The sequence below is a fragment of the Cellulosimicrobium cellulans genome (genome assembly GCF_042723955.1).
GTDB classification, from domain to species: domain Bacteria; phylum Actinomycetota; class Actinomycetes; order Actinomycetales; family Cellulomonadaceae; genus Cellulosimicrobium; species Cellulosimicrobium cellulans_H.
On record NZ_JBHXIC010000068.1, the window covers coordinates 5102 to 23409 of the forward strand.

At 73.8% G+C, this 18308-nt stretch carries 13 protein-coding genes; 2 read left to right on the top strand and 11 right to left on the bottom strand.

Annotated features, from left to right (window positions below):
• Positions 1-157: 157 nt before the first annotated feature.
• The 5 genes from grpE to ACFWH7_RS16135 form a co-directional block, all read right to left on the bottom strand.
• Positions 158-820 carry a nucleotide exchange factor GrpE gene (gene grpE / locus ACFWH7_RS16115; protein WP_378217814.1) on the bottom strand — a complete coding sequence of 221 codons (663 nt, stop codon included), beginning with the start codon at positions 818-820 and terminating at the stop codon, positions 158-160.
• On the bottom strand, positions 817-2700 hold the full coding sequence (gene dnaK, locus ACFWH7_RS16120) for a molecular chaperone DnaK (protein ID WP_378217817.1): 1884 nt from the start codon (positions 2698-2700) through the stop codon (positions 817-819). Before dnaK ends, grpE begins: the two co-directional genes overlap by 4 nt.
• A gap of 160 nt (positions 2701-2860) precedes the next feature.
• Positions 2861-4258, bottom strand: a complete 1398-nt coding sequence (locus tag ACFWH7_RS16125) for an alanine--tRNA ligase-related protein (RefSeq protein WP_378217819.1) — start codon at positions 4256-4258, stop codon at positions 2861-2863.
• A 77-nt stretch (positions 4259-4335) separates the two neighbouring features.
• The gene (locus ACFWH7_RS16130) at positions 4336-5280 is read right to left on the bottom strand and encodes a cold-shock protein (RefSeq protein WP_378217821.1); all 945 of its coding nucleotides are present in this window, start codon (positions 5278-5280) and stop codon (positions 4336-4338) included.
• 138 nt (positions 5281-5418) lie between these two features.
• Positions 5419-7530: a hypothetical protein gene (locus ACFWH7_RS16135; RefSeq protein ID WP_378217823.1), complete on the bottom strand. Its 2112-nt coding sequence runs from the start codon at positions 7528-7530 to the stop codon at positions 5419-5421.
• A gap of 257 nt (positions 7531-7787) precedes the next feature.
• On the opposite strand from ACFWH7_RS16135, the gene ACFWH7_RS16140 reads away from it, so the two are divergent.
• Positions 7788-8966, top strand: coding sequence for an APC family permease (locus tag ACFWH7_RS16140; protein ID WP_378217837.1), 1179 nt, complete (start codon positions 7788-7790; stop codon positions 8964-8966).
• 19 nt (positions 8967-8985) lie between these two features.
• Here the strand turns inward: ACFWH7_RS16140 and ACFWH7_RS16145 are convergent, their stop codons facing one another.
• Entirely contained in the window at positions 8986-9894 is a 909-nt protein-coding gene (locus ACFWH7_RS16145; protein ID WP_378217825.1) for an alpha/beta fold hydrolase, read from the bottom strand.
• 63 nt (positions 9895-9957) lie between these two features.
• Between ACFWH7_RS16145 and ACFWH7_RS16150 the strand changes: the two genes are divergently transcribed.
• A complete protein-coding gene (locus tag ACFWH7_RS16150) occupies positions 9958-10512 on the top strand; it encodes a TetR/AcrR family transcriptional regulator (RefSeq protein ID WP_378217827.1) in 555 nt (184 codons plus the stop codon).
• 121 nt (positions 10513-10633) lie between these two features.
• On the opposite strand, the gene aspA is transcribed toward ACFWH7_RS16150, so the two are convergent.
• The 5 genes from aspA to ACFWH7_RS16175 form a co-directional block, all read right to left on the bottom strand.
• Positions 10634-12157, bottom strand: a complete 1524-nt coding sequence (aspA, locus tag ACFWH7_RS16155) for an aspartate ammonia-lyase (protein WP_378217829.1) — start codon at positions 12155-12157, stop codon at positions 10634-10636.
• A 48-nt stretch (positions 12158-12205) separates the two neighbouring features.
• Complete coding sequence (locus ACFWH7_RS16160; protein ID WP_378217831.1) at positions 12206-13798, bottom strand: glycoside hydrolase family 43 protein; 1593 nt, start codon at positions 13796-13798, stop codon at positions 12206-12208.
• On the bottom strand, positions 13795-16242 hold the full coding sequence (locus ACFWH7_RS16165) for a beta-xylosidase/alpha-l-arabinosidase (RefSeq protein ID WP_378217839.1): 2448 nt from the start codon (positions 16240-16242) through the stop codon (positions 13795-13797). The genes ACFWH7_RS16160 and ACFWH7_RS16165 overlap by 4 nt, the downstream gene beginning before the upstream one ends.
• A gap of 211 nt (positions 16243-16453) precedes the next feature.
• Entirely contained in the window at positions 16454-17347 is an 894-nt protein-coding gene (locus ACFWH7_RS16170) for a carbohydrate ABC transporter permease (RefSeq protein WP_378217833.1), read from the bottom strand.
• Positions 17347-18308 (bottom strand): carbohydrate ABC transporter permease (locus ACFWH7_RS16175; RefSeq protein WP_378217835.1); only part of this gene is annotated, 962 nt, incomplete at its 5' end. The genes ACFWH7_RS16170 and ACFWH7_RS16175, both read right to left, overlap by 1 nt.

Sequence of the window (18308 nt, forward strand, 5' to 3'; positions counted from 1 at the left end):
GCGGCATCCGCCCCTCGGGGTCACGGGAGGTACGTGACACCGACTATCCCTTCGAGGTGGGGGCGCGGGGGGGGGCGGGGGGGCCCCCCCGCGCCGGCGGGGGGGGGGGTGCGGTCGCGGGGGGCGCGGGGGCGGGGGGCCCACGGGGAGGGGCGCGCTACTCGGGGCCGACGACCGAGACGCGCGCGGCGCGCACGACGCGGTCCCCGATCCGGTAGCCCGGCTCGATGACGAGGTTCACCGTGGTCGCGGTGGCCTCGGGGTCGGCCTGGTGCATGAGCGCCTCGTGGACGGTCGGGTCGAACTCCTCGCCGACCTTCCCGTAGCGCTCGATGCCGAACTTCTCCAGGCTCGCGTCGAACTTCTCCGCGATCGCGGCGAACGGGCCCGTGAGCTCGCCGTGCTGACGCGCACGGTCGATGTCGTCGAGCACCGGCAGGAGCGCGGTGAGCACGTCCTCCACGCCCTTCGTCCGCGCGGCCTCCTGGTCGCGCAGCGAGCGGTTGCGGTAGTTCGTGAAGCTCGCCCGCTCGCGCTGGAGCGCGTCGAGGTGCTCGGCCGCCTCGGCCTTCGCGGCGAGGACCGCGGCGTCGACCCCGGCCTCGTCGGACGGCTCGAAGTCGAGGCCCGCGAGCGGGTCCGTCTCCGTGCCCTCACCTGCCGGGCCACCGGCCGAGCCGGCGTCCGCGCCCTCGCGCGGGCGGCCGGCCTCCGGGTCGACCTTGCGCTTGTCCGTGAAGTGGAACGGCTTGTCCTCGGGGCCCTGGCCGGGCTCGCGCCCGGCCTGCTCCTCGGGGCCCCGGTCCTCGGGGGACGTCACTTCTTGTCGTCCTCGTCGTCCACGATCTCGGCGTCGACGACGTCCTCGTCCGGAGCCGACGTCGCACCCGCAGCGGCGGTGGCGTCGTCCTGCGCGGCGCCGGGGTTGCCGGCGGCCTGCTCCTGCTCGGCCGAGGCGTAGAGCGCCTGGCCGATCTTCTGCGAGGAGGCCACGAGCTTCTCGTGCGCGGTCTTCACGGCGTCGGCGTCCTCGCCCTCGAGCGCGGACTTGACCGACGCGATGTCGGCCTCGACCTCGGTGACGACGTCGGCGGGGAGCTTCTCCTTGTTCTCGGAGACGAGCTTCTCGGTCGAGTACACGAACGCCTCGGCCTGGTTGCGGGTCTCCGCCTCCTCGCGACGCTTCTTGTCCTCGGCCGCGTGCTCCTCGGCCTCCTTGACCATGCGGTCGATGTCATCCTTGGGCAGCGCCGAGCCGCCCGTGATGGTCATCTTCTGCTCCTTGCCGGTGCCGCGGTCCTTGGCGCCGACGTGGACGATGCCGTTCGCGTCGATGTCGAACGTGACCTCGATCTGCGGCACACCACGCGGGGCCGGCGCGATGCCGGTGAGCTCGAACGTGCCGAGCGGCTTGTTGTCGCGCGCGAACTCGCGCTCGCCCTGGAACACCTGGATGAGCACCGACGGCTGGTTGTCCTCGGCCGTCGAGAAGATCTCGCTGCGCTTGGTCGGGATGGCCGTGTTGCGCTCGATGAGCTTGGTCATCACTCCACCCTTGGTCTCGATGCCGAGGGACAGCGGGGTCACGTCGATCAGCAGGACGTCCTTGCGGTCGCCCGAGATGACGCCGGCCTGCAGGGCCGCGCCCACGGCGACGACCTCGTCCGGGTTGACGCCCTTGTTGGGCTCCTTGCCGCCCGTGAGCTCCTTGACGACGTCGGTCACGGCGGGCATGCGGGTGGAGCCACCCACGAGCACGACGTGGTCGATGTCGGAGACGGAGACGCCCGCGTCGGCGATGACCTTGTGGAACGGGGCCTTCGTCCGGTCGAGCAGGTCCTGCGTCATCTGCTGGAACTGGGCGCGCGTGAGCTTCTCGTCCAGGTGGATGGGGCCGTTCTCGCTCATCGAGAGGTACTGCATCGAGACGTTGGTGCTCGTCGCGGACGAGAGCTCCTTCTTCGCCTGCTCGGCGGCCTCGCGCAGACGCTGGAGCGCGATCTTGTCCTTGGACAGGTCGACGCCCGAGCTGTTCTTCACCTGCTTGATGAGGTGCTCGACGATGCGCTGGTCCCAGTCGTCGCCGCCGAGGCGGTTGTCGCCCGAGGTCGCGCGGACCTGGATCGTCGAGAAGTCGTCCTCGTCCTTGCCGACCTCGAGGAGCGAGACGTCGAACGTGCCGCCACCCAGGTCGAAGACGAGGATGAGCTCGTCCTCCTTGCCCTTCTCCAGGCCGTACGCGAGCGCGGCCGCGGTGGGCTCGTTGACGATGCGCGTCACGTTGAGGCCCGCGATCTGGCCGGCGTCCTTGGTCGCCTGACGCTCGGCGTCGTTGAAGTACGCCGGGACGGTGACGACCGCGTCGGTGACGGGCTCGCCCAGGTACTCCTCGGCGTCGCGCTTGAGCTTGCCCAGGATGCGCGCGGAGATCTCCTGCGCGGTGTACTTCTTGTCGTCGATCTCCACCGACCAGTCGGTGCCCATGTGGCGCTTCACCGAGCTGATGGTGCGGTCGACGTTCGTGACCGCCTGACGCTTGGCGACCTCGCCGACGAGGACCTCGCCGGTCTTGGAGAAGGCGACCACCGACGGCGTCGTGCGCGACCCCTCGGCGTTCGCGATGACGGTGGGCTCTCCGCCCTCGAGGACGGCGACCACCGAGTTGGTGGTGCCGAGGTCGATCCCGACTGCTCGTGCCATGTGTGCTGCCTCCGTTGTGGATGGGGTGCCCGACGGCGCACGCGCGCCCGGGCACACCGGGTTGAGTCTGCTTCACTCAAGGTAGGCACGCGGTGCGCTCGCGCGCAAGCCCGCTCGCCGGAACTTGAGTCCACCAGGCTCAACCTTCACTCAGGGCGAACTATTCCCTGCTCGCCACGGCCGCCCGCGAGCGCGCCCGCTGGTGCTCCCGCTGCAGCGCGTAGCCCTCCCGCCAGTCCGGGGCGAGAGCCAGGTCGCGGCGGCGGACCTCGTCGACCGAGAGCTCGACGGGGAAGCCCCAGGTGTCCGCGAGCACGAACAGGTGGTCGCCGGTGACGGTCACTCCCTGGAGCTTCTCGAGCTCCCGGAGCCCCCGGTGCACCGTGCGACGGAAGCGCGACTCCTCGTCACGGAGGACCGTGCTCAGCTCCTCCCGCTGCTCGACCAGGCCCGGGTAGGTGTCGCCGTACGCCTCGGCCACGACGGCGACGAGGTCGTCGACGAACCGCTCCTCCAGCCCGAGCCGGAGGGCGTGCACGACGGCCCGGCGGACGAGCCGCCGCAGGACGTATCCGTGCGCCTTGTTGCCCGGGCGCACCCCGTCGGCGGCGAGGAACGTCGCGGCGCGGACGTGGTCCGCGATCACGCGGAACGGACGCGGGTCGTCCTCGTACGCGCGACCGCTGAGCGCCTCGAGCCGGTCCACCAGGGGGCGCAGGAGGCTCACGTCGAACACGTCGGCGGTCGCCAGGACGGCCGCGGCGATGCGCTCGAGCCCTCCTCCGAAGTCGATGCTCGGCTCGTCGAGAGGGACGAACCCCTCGCTCGTGCGGCGATAGCGCATGAACACCTGGTTGCCGATCTCGACGAACCGTCCGCCCTCGCTCGCGGGATGGGGCTCACCGGCCGACGGGTCGTGGTGCTCGGGGCCGAGGTCGTAGAAGACCTCCGAGTCGGGCCCGCACGGGTCTCCCACCGGCGTGCCCTCCAGGCCGCCTCCGCGGCTCCACCAGTTCTCCTCGGCGTCGTAGAAGAAGACACGACCGCCACGCGTCCCCTCGCGGTCGCCGTCCGCGCGCGAGCCCACGTCCACGAGCGGCGCCTCGATCCCGTGCTCCGCGAACACCGTGACCCAGGCGCGAGCCGCCGCGTCGTCCCGAGGGATCCCGTGCTCGGGCGACCCACGGAAGCACGTGACGTACAGGCGCTCGAGGTCGACGCCGACGTGCGCGAGGAACTCGGCGAACCAGCGGACCTGCTGCTCCACGTCGGCGGACCCCAGGCTCCAGTTGCCGAGCATCTCGAAGAAGGTCGTGTGCCGCCGGTCCCCGACCTCGTCGATGTCCTGGGCCCGCACGCACGGCTGCGAGTCGACCAGGAGGGGGCCGGCGTCGTGCCCCCGGACCCCCAGCAGGTAGGGCATCAGCGGCTGCATCCCGGCACCCGTGAACAGCGTCGTCGGATCCTCGCGCAGCACCAGGGGCGCTCGCTCGATCACGGCGTGCCCTCGTGAGGCGAAGAACTCGAGGTAGGCCGAGCGGATCTCCTGGGCGTTCATCCCATCGACCCTAGGGACCGCGTCCGCCACCTTCCAGGGCAATACGCCGGCCGTCGGCGTCTGCCTCTCGGCAGCCCCTACAGCAGCTCGACGTCGTCCGCCTGCGGACCGCGGTCGCTCTGGCGGATCCTGAACCGGACCCGGTCGCCCTCCTCCAGGAACGACTCGTCCCGCAGGACGGAGACGTGCACGAACAGGTCCTCGCCCCCGGCGTCGGGCGTGATGAAGCCGAAGCCACGGTCCTCGTCGTAGCGCGCGACGGTGCCCTCCCCTGCACGCGCGGGCCTGCCCGACGCGGGACGGCCGGCGCTCGCCGGGCGGCCCGGACGACCGCGGTCCGCTCCCGGCCGGGCACCCCCCGAGCCGCGCACGAGCTGCACGTTGCGGGCGTTCGGCCCCTTGTCGCCCGCGACGACGTCGTAGGTCACGCGCGCCCCCTCGGCGAGCTCGGTCAGCCCGCGGCCCAGAGCGCTGACGTGCACGAAGACGTCGTCGCCGCCCCCGTCGGGGACGACGAACCCGAAGCCCTTGACGTCGTCGTACCAGGACACGGTCCCGTCCGCGCCGTCGGCCGCGGGCTGCGCGGCCTGCGCCCCGAGCGGGAGGAGGTGGTCCGCCTGCGGCCCCTTCTCCCCCTCGACGACGAGGAACGCGACCCGCTGCCCCTCGGAGACCACGCCGCCCCCGACGATCGCGGAGCTGTGCAGGAAGATCTGGTCGCCGCCGCCGTCGGGCGTGACGAAGCCGTACCCCTTGGTCGGCTCGTACCAGGCGACGGTGCCGAGCACGCCCAGCGGCGCGTCGGCGGCCCGGTCGCCCGTGACACGGACGCGGCGCGCCTGCGGGCCGCGGTCACCCTCGCCCACCTCGAACTCGACGACCTGCCCCTCGCGGAGCTGCTTCGGCCCGTCGTCGCCGACGATCTCGGACGCGTGGACGAACAGGTCCTCCGCCTCGTTCCCGAGGTCGATGAAGCCGAACCCTCGGTCGGCGTCGAACCATCGGACAGTTCCCTGGGGCACCTAGGACTCCTCGTCTCGGCAGACAGTGCTGTCATCCATTGTCCCCCGTCCCGACCGGGGCCGGCGGTCGGCCCTTCCGGCGGCGCCCCGCCGAGCCGAACCCGCTGCTCACGGCCCGGTGCCGCCGGCAGGTCGGGGCTACGCCTTCACGGGCTCCGGCTCCCCGTCCGTGGCCGCCTCGGTGTCCGAGGTCGGCTCCTCGTCCGTGGCCGGCTCCTCGTCCGTGGCCGGCTCCTCCTGACGACCCGTCGCGTCGTCCGGCCCGTCGTCCGCTCCGGCGGCCACGCCCTCGGGCTCGGAGGCCGGAGGGCGTGCGCGACGCCGGACGAGCAGGACGACCACGCCGGCGAGCGCCGCCACGACGAGGAGGACGCTGGCGACCCCGAGCCACGGCGCGGCGGCCGCCCGGGACGACGCGTCGCCGGCCGCGGCCGCCGCGTCGTCCAGCCGACCGTCGTCGAGCGCGGCGCGGGCGTCCGCCGCGGAGCCGTCGACGTCCAGGAGCAGCTGGCCGAGGTCCGCGAGCGGGCCGCCGGACGAGGCGGCGGCGACCGCGTCGCCGACGGTCCCGACGACCTCGACCGCGCGCGGCAGCGCGGTCGCGAGCGCCGCGTACTCCTCGCCGCTCCGAGCGCCTTCGTACTGCTCGCGCACGGCGGCCGGGTCGGGCAGCCCCGCGGCGCGGGCGGCCTCCTGCACCTGCCCGGCGGCCGCGGCGGCGTCGGGACCGATCGCGGTGCGGGCCGCCTCGGCGTCCTCGAACGCCCAGTCCGTCATCGCGGCGCGCAGGCCGGCGGGCGGCGACCACGCGCCGTCCGCCGCGTCGAGCGCGGCGTACGCCTCGCGGGCCGGGGCCCGCGCGTCGAGCAGGGCGGCCTCGGCGTCGTCGGCGACCCACGTCCGGTACGTCGCCTCGGCGCCCGCCACGCCGCCTCGGACCTCGACGAGGTCGAGGAGACGACGGCCGTCCGTCAGGCCCGGGTGGTCGAGGGCGCCGGGCGCGTCGTAGGCGCTCTCGCCCGCGTACGCCGCCGCGACCAACGGTCCCAGGGCGTCGTCGTCCAGACCCCCGACGAGCTCCGACATCGCGGTCCACGCCGCGGCGTAGGCGTACTCCTCGGCGGCCCCCGCGCCGCCGTCGAGGTCGAGGTCCTGCCAGGCGACGAGCGGCAGCGCGTCCTTCGCGTCGCGCGCGGGCGCGGGCCGCTGCTCCGCCGGGCCGCCGGTCTCAGCCGCGACGCGCTGCCCGACCACCTCGGCCATCCCCTCGTACACCCACCGGTCCGCGAACCGGTCCCCGGCGAGCCACGCGTGCGAGAGCTCGTGGAACAGCAGCCCGGCGTCGAGGTCCTCGGGGATGACGATCTCCCACGAGGCCGAGTCGAACCACGCGTACCCCAGCACCCCGGGCGACACGTCCTCACGGATCCGCTCCAGGCTGCCCGGCCACGGCATCCCGACCGCGCGCTCCAGCACGGGCATGCCGGCCACCACCTGCTCCTCGACGAAGCCGCTCCACTCGGTGTCGCCCGGGAAGCTCTCCAGCACGAGCTCGTTGCCGCCGACGTCGACGCTCGTCTCGTCGGCCTGCGCGGGGTCGCGCAGCGAGACGAAGGCCCAGGTCCCGTAGTCGTCCGTGCTCTCGGTCGCGCGGTGGGTGCGGGTCTCCCCCTCGAGGATCGGCTCGAAGCCGTCCCACGTGCTGTCGAAGTCCATCGACGTCGGGGTGGCGATCTCGACGGTGACCTGCCCCGGGTCGCCCACCGCGTTCACGGCGAAGGTCGCGTAGCCGGGCCCGACGCGCGTGTACCCGTCCGAGCGGATCGGCTCGCCCAGGATGGTGTAGGCCCACTCGACGGTCCGCTCGCGCCCGTAGTTCAGCGGGGAGAAGGACACCGCGGCGATGCGGGTCGACGGGTCCTCGGTCGGCTCGAGGGAGACCGGGAGCGTGGCACCTCCGCTCGTGGCCGAGACGTCGGTCGCTCCCGCCGGCACCGGGATGCCGTACTCGTCCCAGTAGTAGACGTATTGCGCGCTCGCAGGCTGCTCGTTGCGGATCGTCGTCGTGACGGTCACGCGGACCGGCCCCGATCCGTCGACCTCGTACCGTGTTCGGGAGGTCTCCGACAGCCCGTCGCCCGTGTCCGCGAACGCGGCCGTCGGCGCGCCGAGGAGGACGGCGCACACGAGCGCGACCCCCGACCCGGCACGCAGCGTCCGGCCTGTGCGACGCACCCGTCCTGCGACCACCCCTGCACCGCCGTCCTCGCCGTAGCGGTCAGCCCGTCTCCCCGTGCGACGGGTCCGGTCGACGACGACCAGGAACGGGACACCGGCGGGAACTGTACCCGCTCGCGGACGGCGCGCCGACCACTCCCTGGGACGGACGTCGACACCTGCCGGACACCTTGCCCTGGCACGCTGTCGGGGTGACCACCCCACCGGGCCAGCCCTCTCTCGCGCGCCGCCTCGGCACGACGGACGCCGTCGTCGTCGGGCTCGCGTCGATGATCGGCGCGGGCGTGTTCTCCGCGTTCTCCCCGGCGGCCGCCGCCGCGGGGACGGGGCTGCTCGTCGGGCTGGGTCTGGCGGCGCTCGTCGCGTACGCGAACGCGACGTCGTCGGCGCAGCTCGCGGCGCAGCACCCCACGTCGGGCGGCACGTACGTGTACGGGCGCGAGCACCTCGGCCCCTGGTGGGGGTACCTCGCCGGGTGGGGGTTCGTCGTCGGCAAGACGGCGAGCTGCGCGGCCATGGCCCTCGTGCTCGCCGCCTACGTCGCCCCGCCCGGGTGGGAGCGGCCCGTCGCCGCCGCGGCCGTCGTGGTGCTCACGGCCGTGGGCTACCGCGGCGTGACGCGCACGGCACGGCTCGCCCGGGCGATCGTCGCGGTGGCGCTCCTGGCCATCGCGACGGCCGTCGTCGCGAGCCTCGCGGGCACGGCACCCGCGGGGTCCGGGGTGCTCGACCCCGACGACGCGCACGGCGGTTGGTACGGCGTCCTCCAGTCCGCCGGGCTGCTGTTCTTCGCGTTCGCGGGGTACGCACGCGTCGCGACGCTCGGTGAGGAGGTGCGCGACCCGCGCCGCACGATCCCCCGCGCGGTCCTGCTGTCCCTGGGGATCGTCGTCGTGCTCTACGCGGTCGTGGCGGTGGTCCTGCTCGCGGTGCTCGGGCCCGACACGCTCGCCGTGTCGACGGCGCCGCTCGCCGACGCGGTCGCGGCCGGGTCGTGGGAGTGGGCGGTCCCGGTCGTGAGCGTCGGCGCCGTCGCCGCGAGCGCCGGCGCCCTCCTCGCCCTGCTCGCGGGCGTGAGCCGGACGGGCCTCGCGATGGCGCGCACGGGCGACCTGCCCGGGTGGTTCGCGGCCGTGCACCCCGTGCACCGGGTGCCGCACCGGACTGAGCTCGCGGTCGGGGCGGTCGTCGTGGTGCTCGTCCTCACGACGGACCTGCGGGGGGCGATCGGGTTCTCGTCGTTCGGGGTGCTCGTCTACTACCTCGTGGCGAACCTGTCCGCGCTGCGCCAGACCGCCCCGTACCGTCTGTACCCGCGCGCGCTCCAGGTGCTCGGCGTCATCGGGTGCTTCGCGCTCGTCGTCACGCTCCCGCTCGCGAGCGTCGTGGCGGGGACGGCGGTGCTGGCGGTAGGCGTCGTCCTGAGGGCCGTCCGCGTCCGGTCCTGAGCGTGCACCGAGGAGCCCGTCACGCAGCGTGGTCGAACCAGTCGAGCGCGAGCTCGGCCACCGCCCGAGGGGCGTCGTCCGTGATGAAGTGCGCCGCGTCGTCGACCCACGCGAACTCGACGCGGTCGGCGTAGCGCTCCGGGTGCGCGCAGATGCGGCCCATGAGCTCCTCGGTGGTGGGGTGGTCGAGCCGGCCGTAGACGACGAGGGTCGGCACCGTGAGCCGCCGACGCCGGTAGGCCCCCCGCATGATGCGCAGCGCCTCGGGCAGGATCATCCGGCGGGTGAGCGGCCGCACCGCGGCGTCGACCTCGGGCCGGCGCATCGGGGCGAGGTGCGCGTCGACCGTCGCCGCGGACATCGGCCGGGCGGCGTACCGCGCGGAGAACGTCCCGCGCAGCGAGGCGCCCGGCCGGTGCCAGATGAACGGCGGCAGGTGCTGGAAGGCCGGCAGCAGCCGCGGGCTGAAGGTGAAGAAGCCCGGCGGGACGGAGAGCTGCACGGCGGTGCGGACGCGCTCGGGGTGGTCGTAGCAGAGCTGCATCGCGGTGATGACACCCATGTCGTGGGAGACGACGTGGGCGCGCTCGACCCCGAGCACGTCGAGGAGCGCCAGCAGGTCGTGCAGCCGGGTCTCGCGGTCGACCCGCGGGTCGTCCGCGGCGGTCCACCCGGCGCCACGCAGGTCCGGGCACAGGACGCGGTGGCCGGCGGCGGCGAGGACCGGGGCGACCTCGTGCCACTGCCACCAGTGCTCGGGGAACCCGTGCAGCAGCACGACCGGGTCGCCCGTGCCGAGGGCCGCGACGTGGGTGCGCAGGCCCGGGGTCTCGACGACGAGATGCTCGAAGCCGGGCGCCTCGGGGAGCGGCGGCGACCAGCCCTCGACGTCGCCGGGACGGGTGGTGCGGGGCTGGGGCGTAGTCATGGCGAACTCCTTCGTGCAACCGGACTACTATGTCCATAGTAGACCTGCCGAGAGAGGGAGTCCATGGCCGCAGCCACCCGCGAACGTGCGCTGGACGCGGCCGTGGAGGTGCTCGGGGCGGACGGCGTGCGCGCGCTGAGCCACGCTCGCGTCGACCGGCGGGCCGGCCTCCCGCCCGGGTCGACGTCGAACTGGTTCCGCACCCGCCGCGCCCTCCTCGCCGGCGTGGTCGACCGGATCGCCGAGCAGGAGCGCGCCGACTTCGACGAGGCCGCGATGCCGGCGATCACGAGCACCGACGCGCTGGTCGACGGCCTGTGCGCCATGACCGAGGCGCAGTCCGGGCCGTTCGCCGCGCGGACCCGGGCGCGCTACGCCCTCTTCCTCGAGCTCTCCGGCGACCCCGAGCTCGGCGAGCCCCTGCGGCAGCAGCGCCGCGCGTTCGAGCGGTGGACCGAACGGATCGTGACCGCCGTCGGCATCGCCGACCCGGTGCCCGCGACCCGGGCACTCATGGGGCTCTGCGACGGGCTGCTCCTGCACCGGCTCACCGTCGACTCCGGCCTCGACCTGCGCCCCGCCGTCGAGCGCGCGGTACGCGCCCTCGCAGGGTCGTGACCTGGCGTCGGGGCCCGTGACCCGGCTGGTGACACGGCACGGCTCCGTCGCGAGACCGACCCGAACGGCCGAGATCGACCCTCAGGAGGTCGATCTGGCCACGGTCGGGTCAATCTCGGCGTCAGGACTCGGGTTCCGGGGGTGCACCCGTGGCGTCGTCGGACTCCACGACGCGTGACGACTCGCCCTCCTCGCCCACCGCCGGGAGGCCGCGCTCGTCGGGGGCGTAGTAGCGGCCGGTGTAGCGCGGGCGCAGGAAGTTCTCGGTCGTGAGGACGGCGTCGACCTCCTCGGGCGTGAGCAGGCCGCGTTCCACGACGACGTCGCGCACGGAGGCGCCGGTCCGCGCCGCCTCGGCGCCCACGAGGTCGCCGTTGCGGTGCCCGATGATCTCGTTGAGGTAGGTGACGATGCCGATCGAGTCGAGCACGTGGCGGCGGCACACCTCGACGTTCGCCGTGATGCCCGTGACGCACTTGGTGCGCAGCGCGACGCACGCGTTGGTCAGCAGGCGCAGCGACTCGAACATGGCCTGCGCGAGCCCCGGCTCCATGACGTTGAGCTGGAGCTGCCCGGCCTCGGCGGCGTGCGTGATCGTCACGTCGTTGCCCATGACCTTGAAGCAGACCTGGTTGACGACCTCGGGGATCACCGGGTTCACCTTGGCGGGCATGATCGACGATCCGGCCTGGAGCTCGGGCAGGTTGATCTCCCCCAGCCCCGCGCGCGGCCCGGACGAGAGCAGGCGCAGGTCGTTGCAGATCTTCGAGAGCTTGGCCGCGAGCCGCTTGAGGGCGGAGTGCACCGCGAGGTACGCGCCGTTGTCGTACGTCGCCTCGACGAGGTTCTCGGCCGGGACGGTCGGCAGGCCGCTCACCTCGGCCAGGCGGCGGGTCGCGACCTTGGGGTAGCCGGGCGGGGTGTTGAGCCCGGTGCCGATGGCCGTCGCGCCGAGGTTGACCTCGAGCAGCAGCTCGCCCGCGACCTCGAGGCGCCGGATCTCCTCGCCGACGTTCACCGCGAACCCCGCGAACTCCTGGCCGAGGCTCATGGGGACCGCGTCCTGGAGCTGGGTGCGGCCCATCTTCAGGACGTCGGCGAACTCCGACGCCTTCTCGTCGAACGCGCGCTCGAGCCGCCGGACCTCGCCCTGGAGGGCGCCGACGAGCTCGTGCACCGCGAGCCGGAAGCCCGTGGGGTACGCGTCGTTGGTCGACTGCGACCGGTTGACGTGGTCGTTGGGGTTGACGACGTCGTAGCGGCCCTTCTCGAACCCGGCGAGCTCGAGCGCGAGGTTGGCCACGACCTCGTTCGTGTTCATGTTGACGCTCGTGCCCGCGCCGCCCTGGAACACGTCCACGGGGAACTGGTCCAGGCACCGGCCGTGGTCGAGGATCTGGTCGCACGCGGCGACGATCGCGTCCGCGACGTCGCGCTGGATGGTCCGCAGCTCGCGGTTCGCGAGCGCGGACGCCTTCTTGACCATGACCATGCCCCGGACCATCTCGGGGACGTCGCTGATCGTCGTCCCCGAGATCCGGAAGTTCTCCATCGCCCGGACCGTGTGGACGCCGTAGTAGGCGTCCGCCGGGACCTCCTTCGGTCCCAGCAGGTCCACCTCGGTGCGCGTCCGTTCGCTCGACATGCCCCGACCGTAGCCCCGCCGGACCGTCCCGCACGCGGGGCGGCGGCGTCAGCCCACCGGCTCGTAGGCGAACCGTTCCACGCGCACGACGGACGTCGTCGGCCGGCCCTCGCTCGTCGCGTGCACCCCGAGCCAGAGCCCGAGGAACCCGCCCGCCGCGGCGCTGTCGAGCGTGCGGCCGTCCACCGTCGCGACGAGCTCGAGCGAGCCCCCGGGCTCGTCTCCCGCCGGACCGGCGACGAGCCCGTAGTCCTGCCCGCGCACGCGCAGCCCGACGGCGACCTGCTCCCCGGGCGCGGCGCTCACCACAGCCTCCCCGACCACCTCGTCCGTGCCGCCGCGTCGGTGCACGGCCACGACGCGACGCGAGTCCCCGGGTCCGCCGTCGACGAGCAGGCGCACGTGGTCCCGCTCCGACTGGCGCACGACGACGCCCGCCCGCTCCCCCGCGGCCTCCGGCACGCGCAGCGTGACCGTCACGTCGACGTCGCGGTGCTGCTGGCGCACCCCGAGGAACGCGGGCACGTCTCGCTCGGCGAGCGTCGCCGGACGCACGGGCAGGTCCCAGCCCTCGCCCGCCGGGGTCGCGACGTCCCGGGGCACGGCCCGCACCGCGCACCAGCGCGGGTCGTCGGGGCCGACGACGCCGCTCGCCCCGCCCTGGATCGCCGGACGGGGCGCCGTGCTCGCGAACGGGACCTCCACGGCGTCGGGCACGCGGCCCTCGCCGGGCGCGAGGACGGGCCAGCCGTCCTCCCACACGACGGGGACGAGGAACGTCTCGCGCCCGAGCGGGTAGTGGTAGCCCCCGTAGACGCGCATGGCGAGCAGCACGGCCCACCACGATCCGTCGGGCGCCTCGACGAGGTCGGCGTGGCCCACGCCGACGACGTCGACCCCGCGGCCCAGGTGGCGGTGCGTCAGCACCGGGTTGGCCTTGTTGCCCTCGTACGGCCCGGTCACGGAGGACGCGCGCGCGACCGACACCGCGTGGTGGAAGTCCGTACCGCCCTCGGCGGCGAGCAGGTAGTACGTGCCGTCGACCTTGTACAGGTGCGGTCCCTCGGCCCACACCGCGCCGCGCACGGCGCCCGTCCACACCACGTGCTCCGGGCCGACCAGCGTGAGCGTCGCGAGGTCGAGCTCGCGCACCCACACCTCGGTCTGGTGGAACCACTCCGGCTCGGCCGCGAGCCGGGTCCCGTGCAGCCACGCGCGGCCGTCGTCGTCGAAGAAGATCGACGGGTCGATCCCGGCGACCCGCTCGCCGTCCTCGTCGCGCAGCCACACCGGGTCGGACCACGGCCCGGCCGGGTCGGTCGCGGTCATGACGAAGTTGCCGCCGCGGGAGTCGTCCTCCGGGTCGACGAGCGTGCACACGAGCCAGAACGTGCCGTCGTGGTGGCGCAGCGTCGGCGCGTACAGGCCGCCCGACGAGCGGATGCCGTCGTAGTCGAGCTGACCCGACCGGTCGACGACGTCCCCGACGTGCTCCCACGTCGCGAGGTCCCGGCTGCGCAGCACGGGCAGGCCGGGCAGGTACTCGAACGTCGAGGTGACGAGGTAGAAGTCGTCGCCGACGCGGCAGACCGAAGGGTCAGGGAAGCAGCCGGGCAGGATCGGGTTCGCCACGAGGGTCATGCGCGGTCCCCCGTCTCCACACCCTCCGAGACCGAGACCGCGACGAGCCGCTCGTCCGCGGCCGTCACCTCGTGCACCGGCCCCGTGACGGCGAGCGTCGCGCGCGCGGTCGCCGCACCGGGCACGACCCGGCGCTCGGCCGGCGCCGACTCGTTGACGATCGCGCCGCCGGTCGTCGACCCGAGGTCGCCGGTGCCGGGCGCGGCGTCGACCGCGCCGGCGTGCGCCCCGACCCACACCTCGACGTCGCCCGGCTCGACCACGCGCACGAGGCGGCGGTCGGAGAACGCGAGGCGCGTCGTCGGGACGCGGAAGGTCACGCGGCGCGACTCGCCCGCGCCCAGGTCGACGCGCGCGTACCCGAGGAGCTGCGCGACGGGGCGCGGCACGGAGCCCACGACGTCGCGCGCGTAGAGCTGCACGACGTCCGTCCCCGCGACGTCGCCCGTGTTGGTCACGGTCACGGAGGCGGCGAACGTCCCGCCCGCGGCGACGCTCGTGTCGACCGCCAGGTCCGCGTACGCGAACTGCGTGTACGAGAGCCCGAACCCGAACGGCCGCACCGGCGTCGGGTCGGTGGACGTCACGTCGGACGGCCCGCCGAGCACCGGGTGGAGGTAGGAGTAGGGCTGCGCGCCGCCCGCGCGAGGCAGCGAGACGGGCAGGCGGCCCGACGGGTTCACCGCGCCGACGAGCACGTCCGCGACGGCGCGCCCGCCCTCCTCGCCGGGGAAGAAGCCCTGCACGACGGCGGCCGGCCGGGCCGGGGTCGTGCCGGCGGGGACGGCGGTGCCGTCGCCGAGGGTCCAGCCGATCGCGTACGGGCGACCGGTGAGCAGCACGAGCACGACGGGCGTCCCGGTGGCGACGACCTCCTCGACGAGTCGACGCTGCACGCCCGGGAGCTCGAGCGACTCGACGTCGTTGCCCTCGCCGACCGTGCCACGCCCGAACAGGCCCGCCTCGTCGCCGACGACGACCACGGCGACGTCCGCGGCGCGCGCCACGTCCACCGCCTCGGGGATCCCCGAGGTGTCGGAGCCGTCGACCGCGCAGCCGACGGCGTGCGTCACCTCGGCGCCGGTCGGGGCGAGCGCATCGCGCAGGGACTCCAGGACGGTCGGCAGCGCGATGCCTGCCGGGGTGCCGGGGTGGTGCGCGAGCACGTGGTTGACGAACGAGTAGCAGCCCATGAGGGCCTCGGACGAGTCCGCGTTGGGCCCGACGACGGCGACCCGCCGCGGGGCGGTTGGCGCCCCGTCAGCGCTGTCGCGGCGCACGAGCGGCAGCACGCCGTCGTTCGCCAGGAGCACGAGCGACTCCTGCGCGAGGCGGCGCGCGGTCGCACGCTGCTGCGGGGTGTCGAGGTCGATCGCGGCGGGAGGCTCGTCGGCGTAGGCCGCCGGGTCGAGCAGGCCCAGCTCCTCCTTCTGGTTGAGGAGACGCAGGACGGCGCGGTCGACCCACGCCTCGTCGAGCGCGCCGGAGCGCACGCGCTCCGCGAGCGGCGCGAGGTACGCGTCACCCGTGGGGAGCTCGACGTCGAGGCCGGCCTCGAGCGCCTGCGCCGCGGCCTCCCCGCGGTCGGCCGCGACGCGGTGCATCACCTCGAGGAACGCGACGCCGAAGTAGTCGGCGACGACGACGCCGTCGAACCCCCAGCGCTCGCGCAGGATCTCGGTGAGGTACTCCGAGCTGCCGTGCAGCGGCACGCCGTCGACGTCGACGTACGACGCCATGACCGACCGGGCACCGCCGTCGCGCACGGCCATCTCGAACGGCGGGAGGTAGACGTCGGCGATCTCTCGCGGTCCCGCGCTGACCGGCGCGTGGTTGCGTCCGGCGTGCGAGCCGGAGTACCCGACGAAGTGCTTGAGGGTCGCGTGCACGCCCGCGTCCTGGAGGCCGCGCACGTACGCCGTGCCGACCGTGCCGACGAGGTACGGGTCCTCGCCCACGCACTCGTCGACCCGGCCCCAGCGGGGGTCGCGCACGACGTCGAGCACGGGCGCGAGGCCCTGGTGCACGCCGAGCGCGCGCATCGACTCCCCGACCTCGCGCGCCATCTCCTCGACCAGCGCCGGGTCGAACGACGCGCCCCACGCGAGCGGCGTCGGGTACGTCGCCGCCTGCCACGCGGCGAGGCCCGTGAGGCACTCCTCGTGCACGATCGCGGGGATCCCGAGGCGCGTCTCCGCCTTCAGACGGCGCTGCTCCGCCCACAGCCACGCGGCGCGCTCCGCGGGCTCGACGGGCCGCGTGCCGTACACGCGCGTGTAGTGCCCCATGCCGTGCCGCGTGATCTCGGCGAGCCGGCCGCCGTCCTGCTGGCCCGCCGTCATCTCCGACTGCATCGGGGCGACGGTGCCGTTCTGGTCGAGCCAGTAGCCCACGAGCTGCGCGAGCTTCTCGTCGAGCGTCATGCGGGCGTGCAGCGCGCGCACGCGCTCCGAGACCGTGGGCGGCTGCGGGGGTGCCGGGCGCGGGCTGCGGGGCCCCTGGGCCGCGGGCTCCGAGGTGACCGGCTCCGGGGAGCCGGTGGGTGCCGTCGGGACGGCAGGGACGACGTCGGTCACGGGACCGTTCTCCTTCGATGGGTGGCCCTGCCCCGCGCGCGGCGCGGGGCAGGGACGGGGTGCGCGGACGGGCGGGCGGTCAGCCCTTCACGGCTCCGGAGAGGCCGCCGACGATGCGCCGCTCGAACAGCGAGAAGAAGACGAGCGCGGGGATCATCGACAGGGAGGTGAAGGCGAGCACGCGGGCGGTGTCCACGGAGTACTGCGACGCGAACGCCTGCACGCCCAGCGGGAGCGTGTACGACGTCTCGTCGTTGAGGATGAAGAGCGGGAGCATGTAGCTGTTCCAGCTCGCGACGAACGCGAGGATCCCCACGGTGATGACGCCCGGCAGGGACAGCGGCACGACCATGCGGAAGAAGAACCCGAGCCGGCTCGCCCCGTCGATCGACGCCGCCTCCTCGATCTCGCGCGGGATGGCGCGCAGGAACGGGACGAGGATGATGACAGTCGTCGGGAGGGCGAACGCGATCTGCGGCAGCACCAGGCCGCCCACCGAGTTCATCAGCCCGAGCGAGCGGATCATGATGTACAGCGGGGTGATCGCGACGGTCATGGGGAACATGAGGCCCGCGGCGAACAGCGCGTACAGCGCCCCGCGCCCGGCGAACGAGTAGCGCGCGATGACGTAGCTCGCCATGAGGCCGAGGACGACGACCCCGAGGGTCGTGAGGAGCCCGGCCACGAGCGAGTTCCCGAGCTGCTGCCAGAACAGCGAGCTCGTGAGGACGCTGACGTAGTTCTCGATCTGCCACGGGTCGGGCAGGCCCGACGGGTCGGCCGTGATCTGCGCGTTCGTGCGGAACCCGCCGACCACGATGTACGCGATCGGGGCGAGGCACACGCCCACGAGCAGCCACGCGACGACGTAGGTCAGCGGGCCGCCCCGGCCGATGCCGGAGCCGCGCGGCTCCTTCGGGATCTTGGCGTCGGGGGCGCGCTCGGGCGCGGGCGCCGCGGTGACGGTGGCCATCACTTCTTCCCTTCCGTGATCGCGCCCTCGGTGTCACGGCGCAGGACGTACCGCTGGTAGACGAGCGCCACCGCGAGCGAGATGAGGAACAGCACCACGGCGACCGCGCTGCCGTACCCGTAGTTCCCCGCGTTGCGGCCGTTCGCCACCATGTAGGTCGCCATGGTCGACGTCCCCGCCGTCGAGGCCACGTACTGGCCCCAGATGATGTAGACGAGGTCGAAGAGCTGGAGCGAGCCGATGATCGACAGGAACGCCCAGATGCGGACGGTCGGGCCGAGCAGCGGGAGCGTCACGTAGCGCTGCGTCTTCCAGTACGACGCGCCGTCGATGGCGGCCGCCTCGCCCAGCTCGTCGGGGATGCCCTGGAGCCCTGCGAGGAAGAGGATCACGGCGAAGCCGATGTACTTCCACGTGATGATGAGCAGCAGGGTCCAGATCGCGACGTCCGGGTCGGCGAGCCAGTCGACCGTGAGGAACCCGAGGCCGATGCGCTCCAGCAGGTCGTTCACGGCACCCGTCGTCGCGAGCATGAGGCTGAAGCCCGTCCCGACGATCACCTCGGACACCACGTACGGCACGAACACGAGCACCCGGATCACCGAGCGGCCGCGGATGCGCCGGTTGAGCATGAGCGCCACGACCACGGCGACCGGGCCCTGGAGCACCAGCGACATGATGACGATGAACGCGTTGTGCCCCAGCGCCGCGAGGAACTCGGGGTCGCGGAAGATGATGAGGTAGTTGTCGAACCCGACGAACTCCGTCGGCGGCCCGAAGCCCTTCCACTTGAAGAACCCGTAGTACGCCGCCATCACCACGGGGACGATGACGAAGGTCAGGAAGACGACGAGCGCGGGCCCGGCGAGCACCGCGATCTCGGCTCGCTGCGCCCAACGGCCGCCGCGCGGGGGGCGCCGCGCGGCGACCGGGGCGGCCGGGGGCGGCGTCACGCCGCCCC

What these genes read in the sequence shown, in the direction of transcription:
- dnaK (WP_378217817.1), bottom strand. Translation starts at nt 2,700, where the DNA reads ATGGCACGAGCAGTCGGGATCGACCTCGGCACCACCAACTCGGTGGTC.
- ACFWH7_RS16125 (WP_378217819.1), bottom strand. Translation starts at nt 4,258, where the DNA reads ATGAACGCCCAGGAGATCCGCTCGGCCTACCTCGAGTTCTTCGCCTCA.
- ACFWH7_RS16140 (WP_378217837.1), top strand. Translation starts at nt 7,788, where the DNA reads ATGATCGGCGCGGGCGTGTTCTCCGCGTTCTCCCCGGCGGCCGCCGCC.
- ACFWH7_RS16145 (WP_378217825.1), bottom strand. Translation starts at nt 9,894, where the DNA reads ATGACTACGCCCCAGCCCCGCACCACCCGTCCCGGCGACGTCGAGGGC.
- ACFWH7_RS16150 (WP_378217827.1), top strand. Translation starts at nt 9,958, where the DNA reads ATGGCCGCAGCCACCCGCGAACGTGCGCTGGACGCGGCCGTGGAGGTG.
- aspA (WP_378217829.1), bottom strand. Translation starts at nt 12,157, where the DNA reads ATGTCGAGCGAACGGACGCGCACCGAGGTGGACCTGCTGGGACCGAAG.
- ACFWH7_RS16160 (WP_378217831.1), bottom strand. Translation starts at nt 13,798, where the DNA reads ATGACCCTCGTGGCGAACCCGATCCTGCCCGGCTGCTTCCCTGACCCT.
- ACFWH7_RS16170 (WP_378217833.1), bottom strand. Translation starts at nt 17,347, where the DNA reads ATGGCCACCGTCACCGCGGCGCCCGCGCCCGAGCGCGCCCCCGACGCC.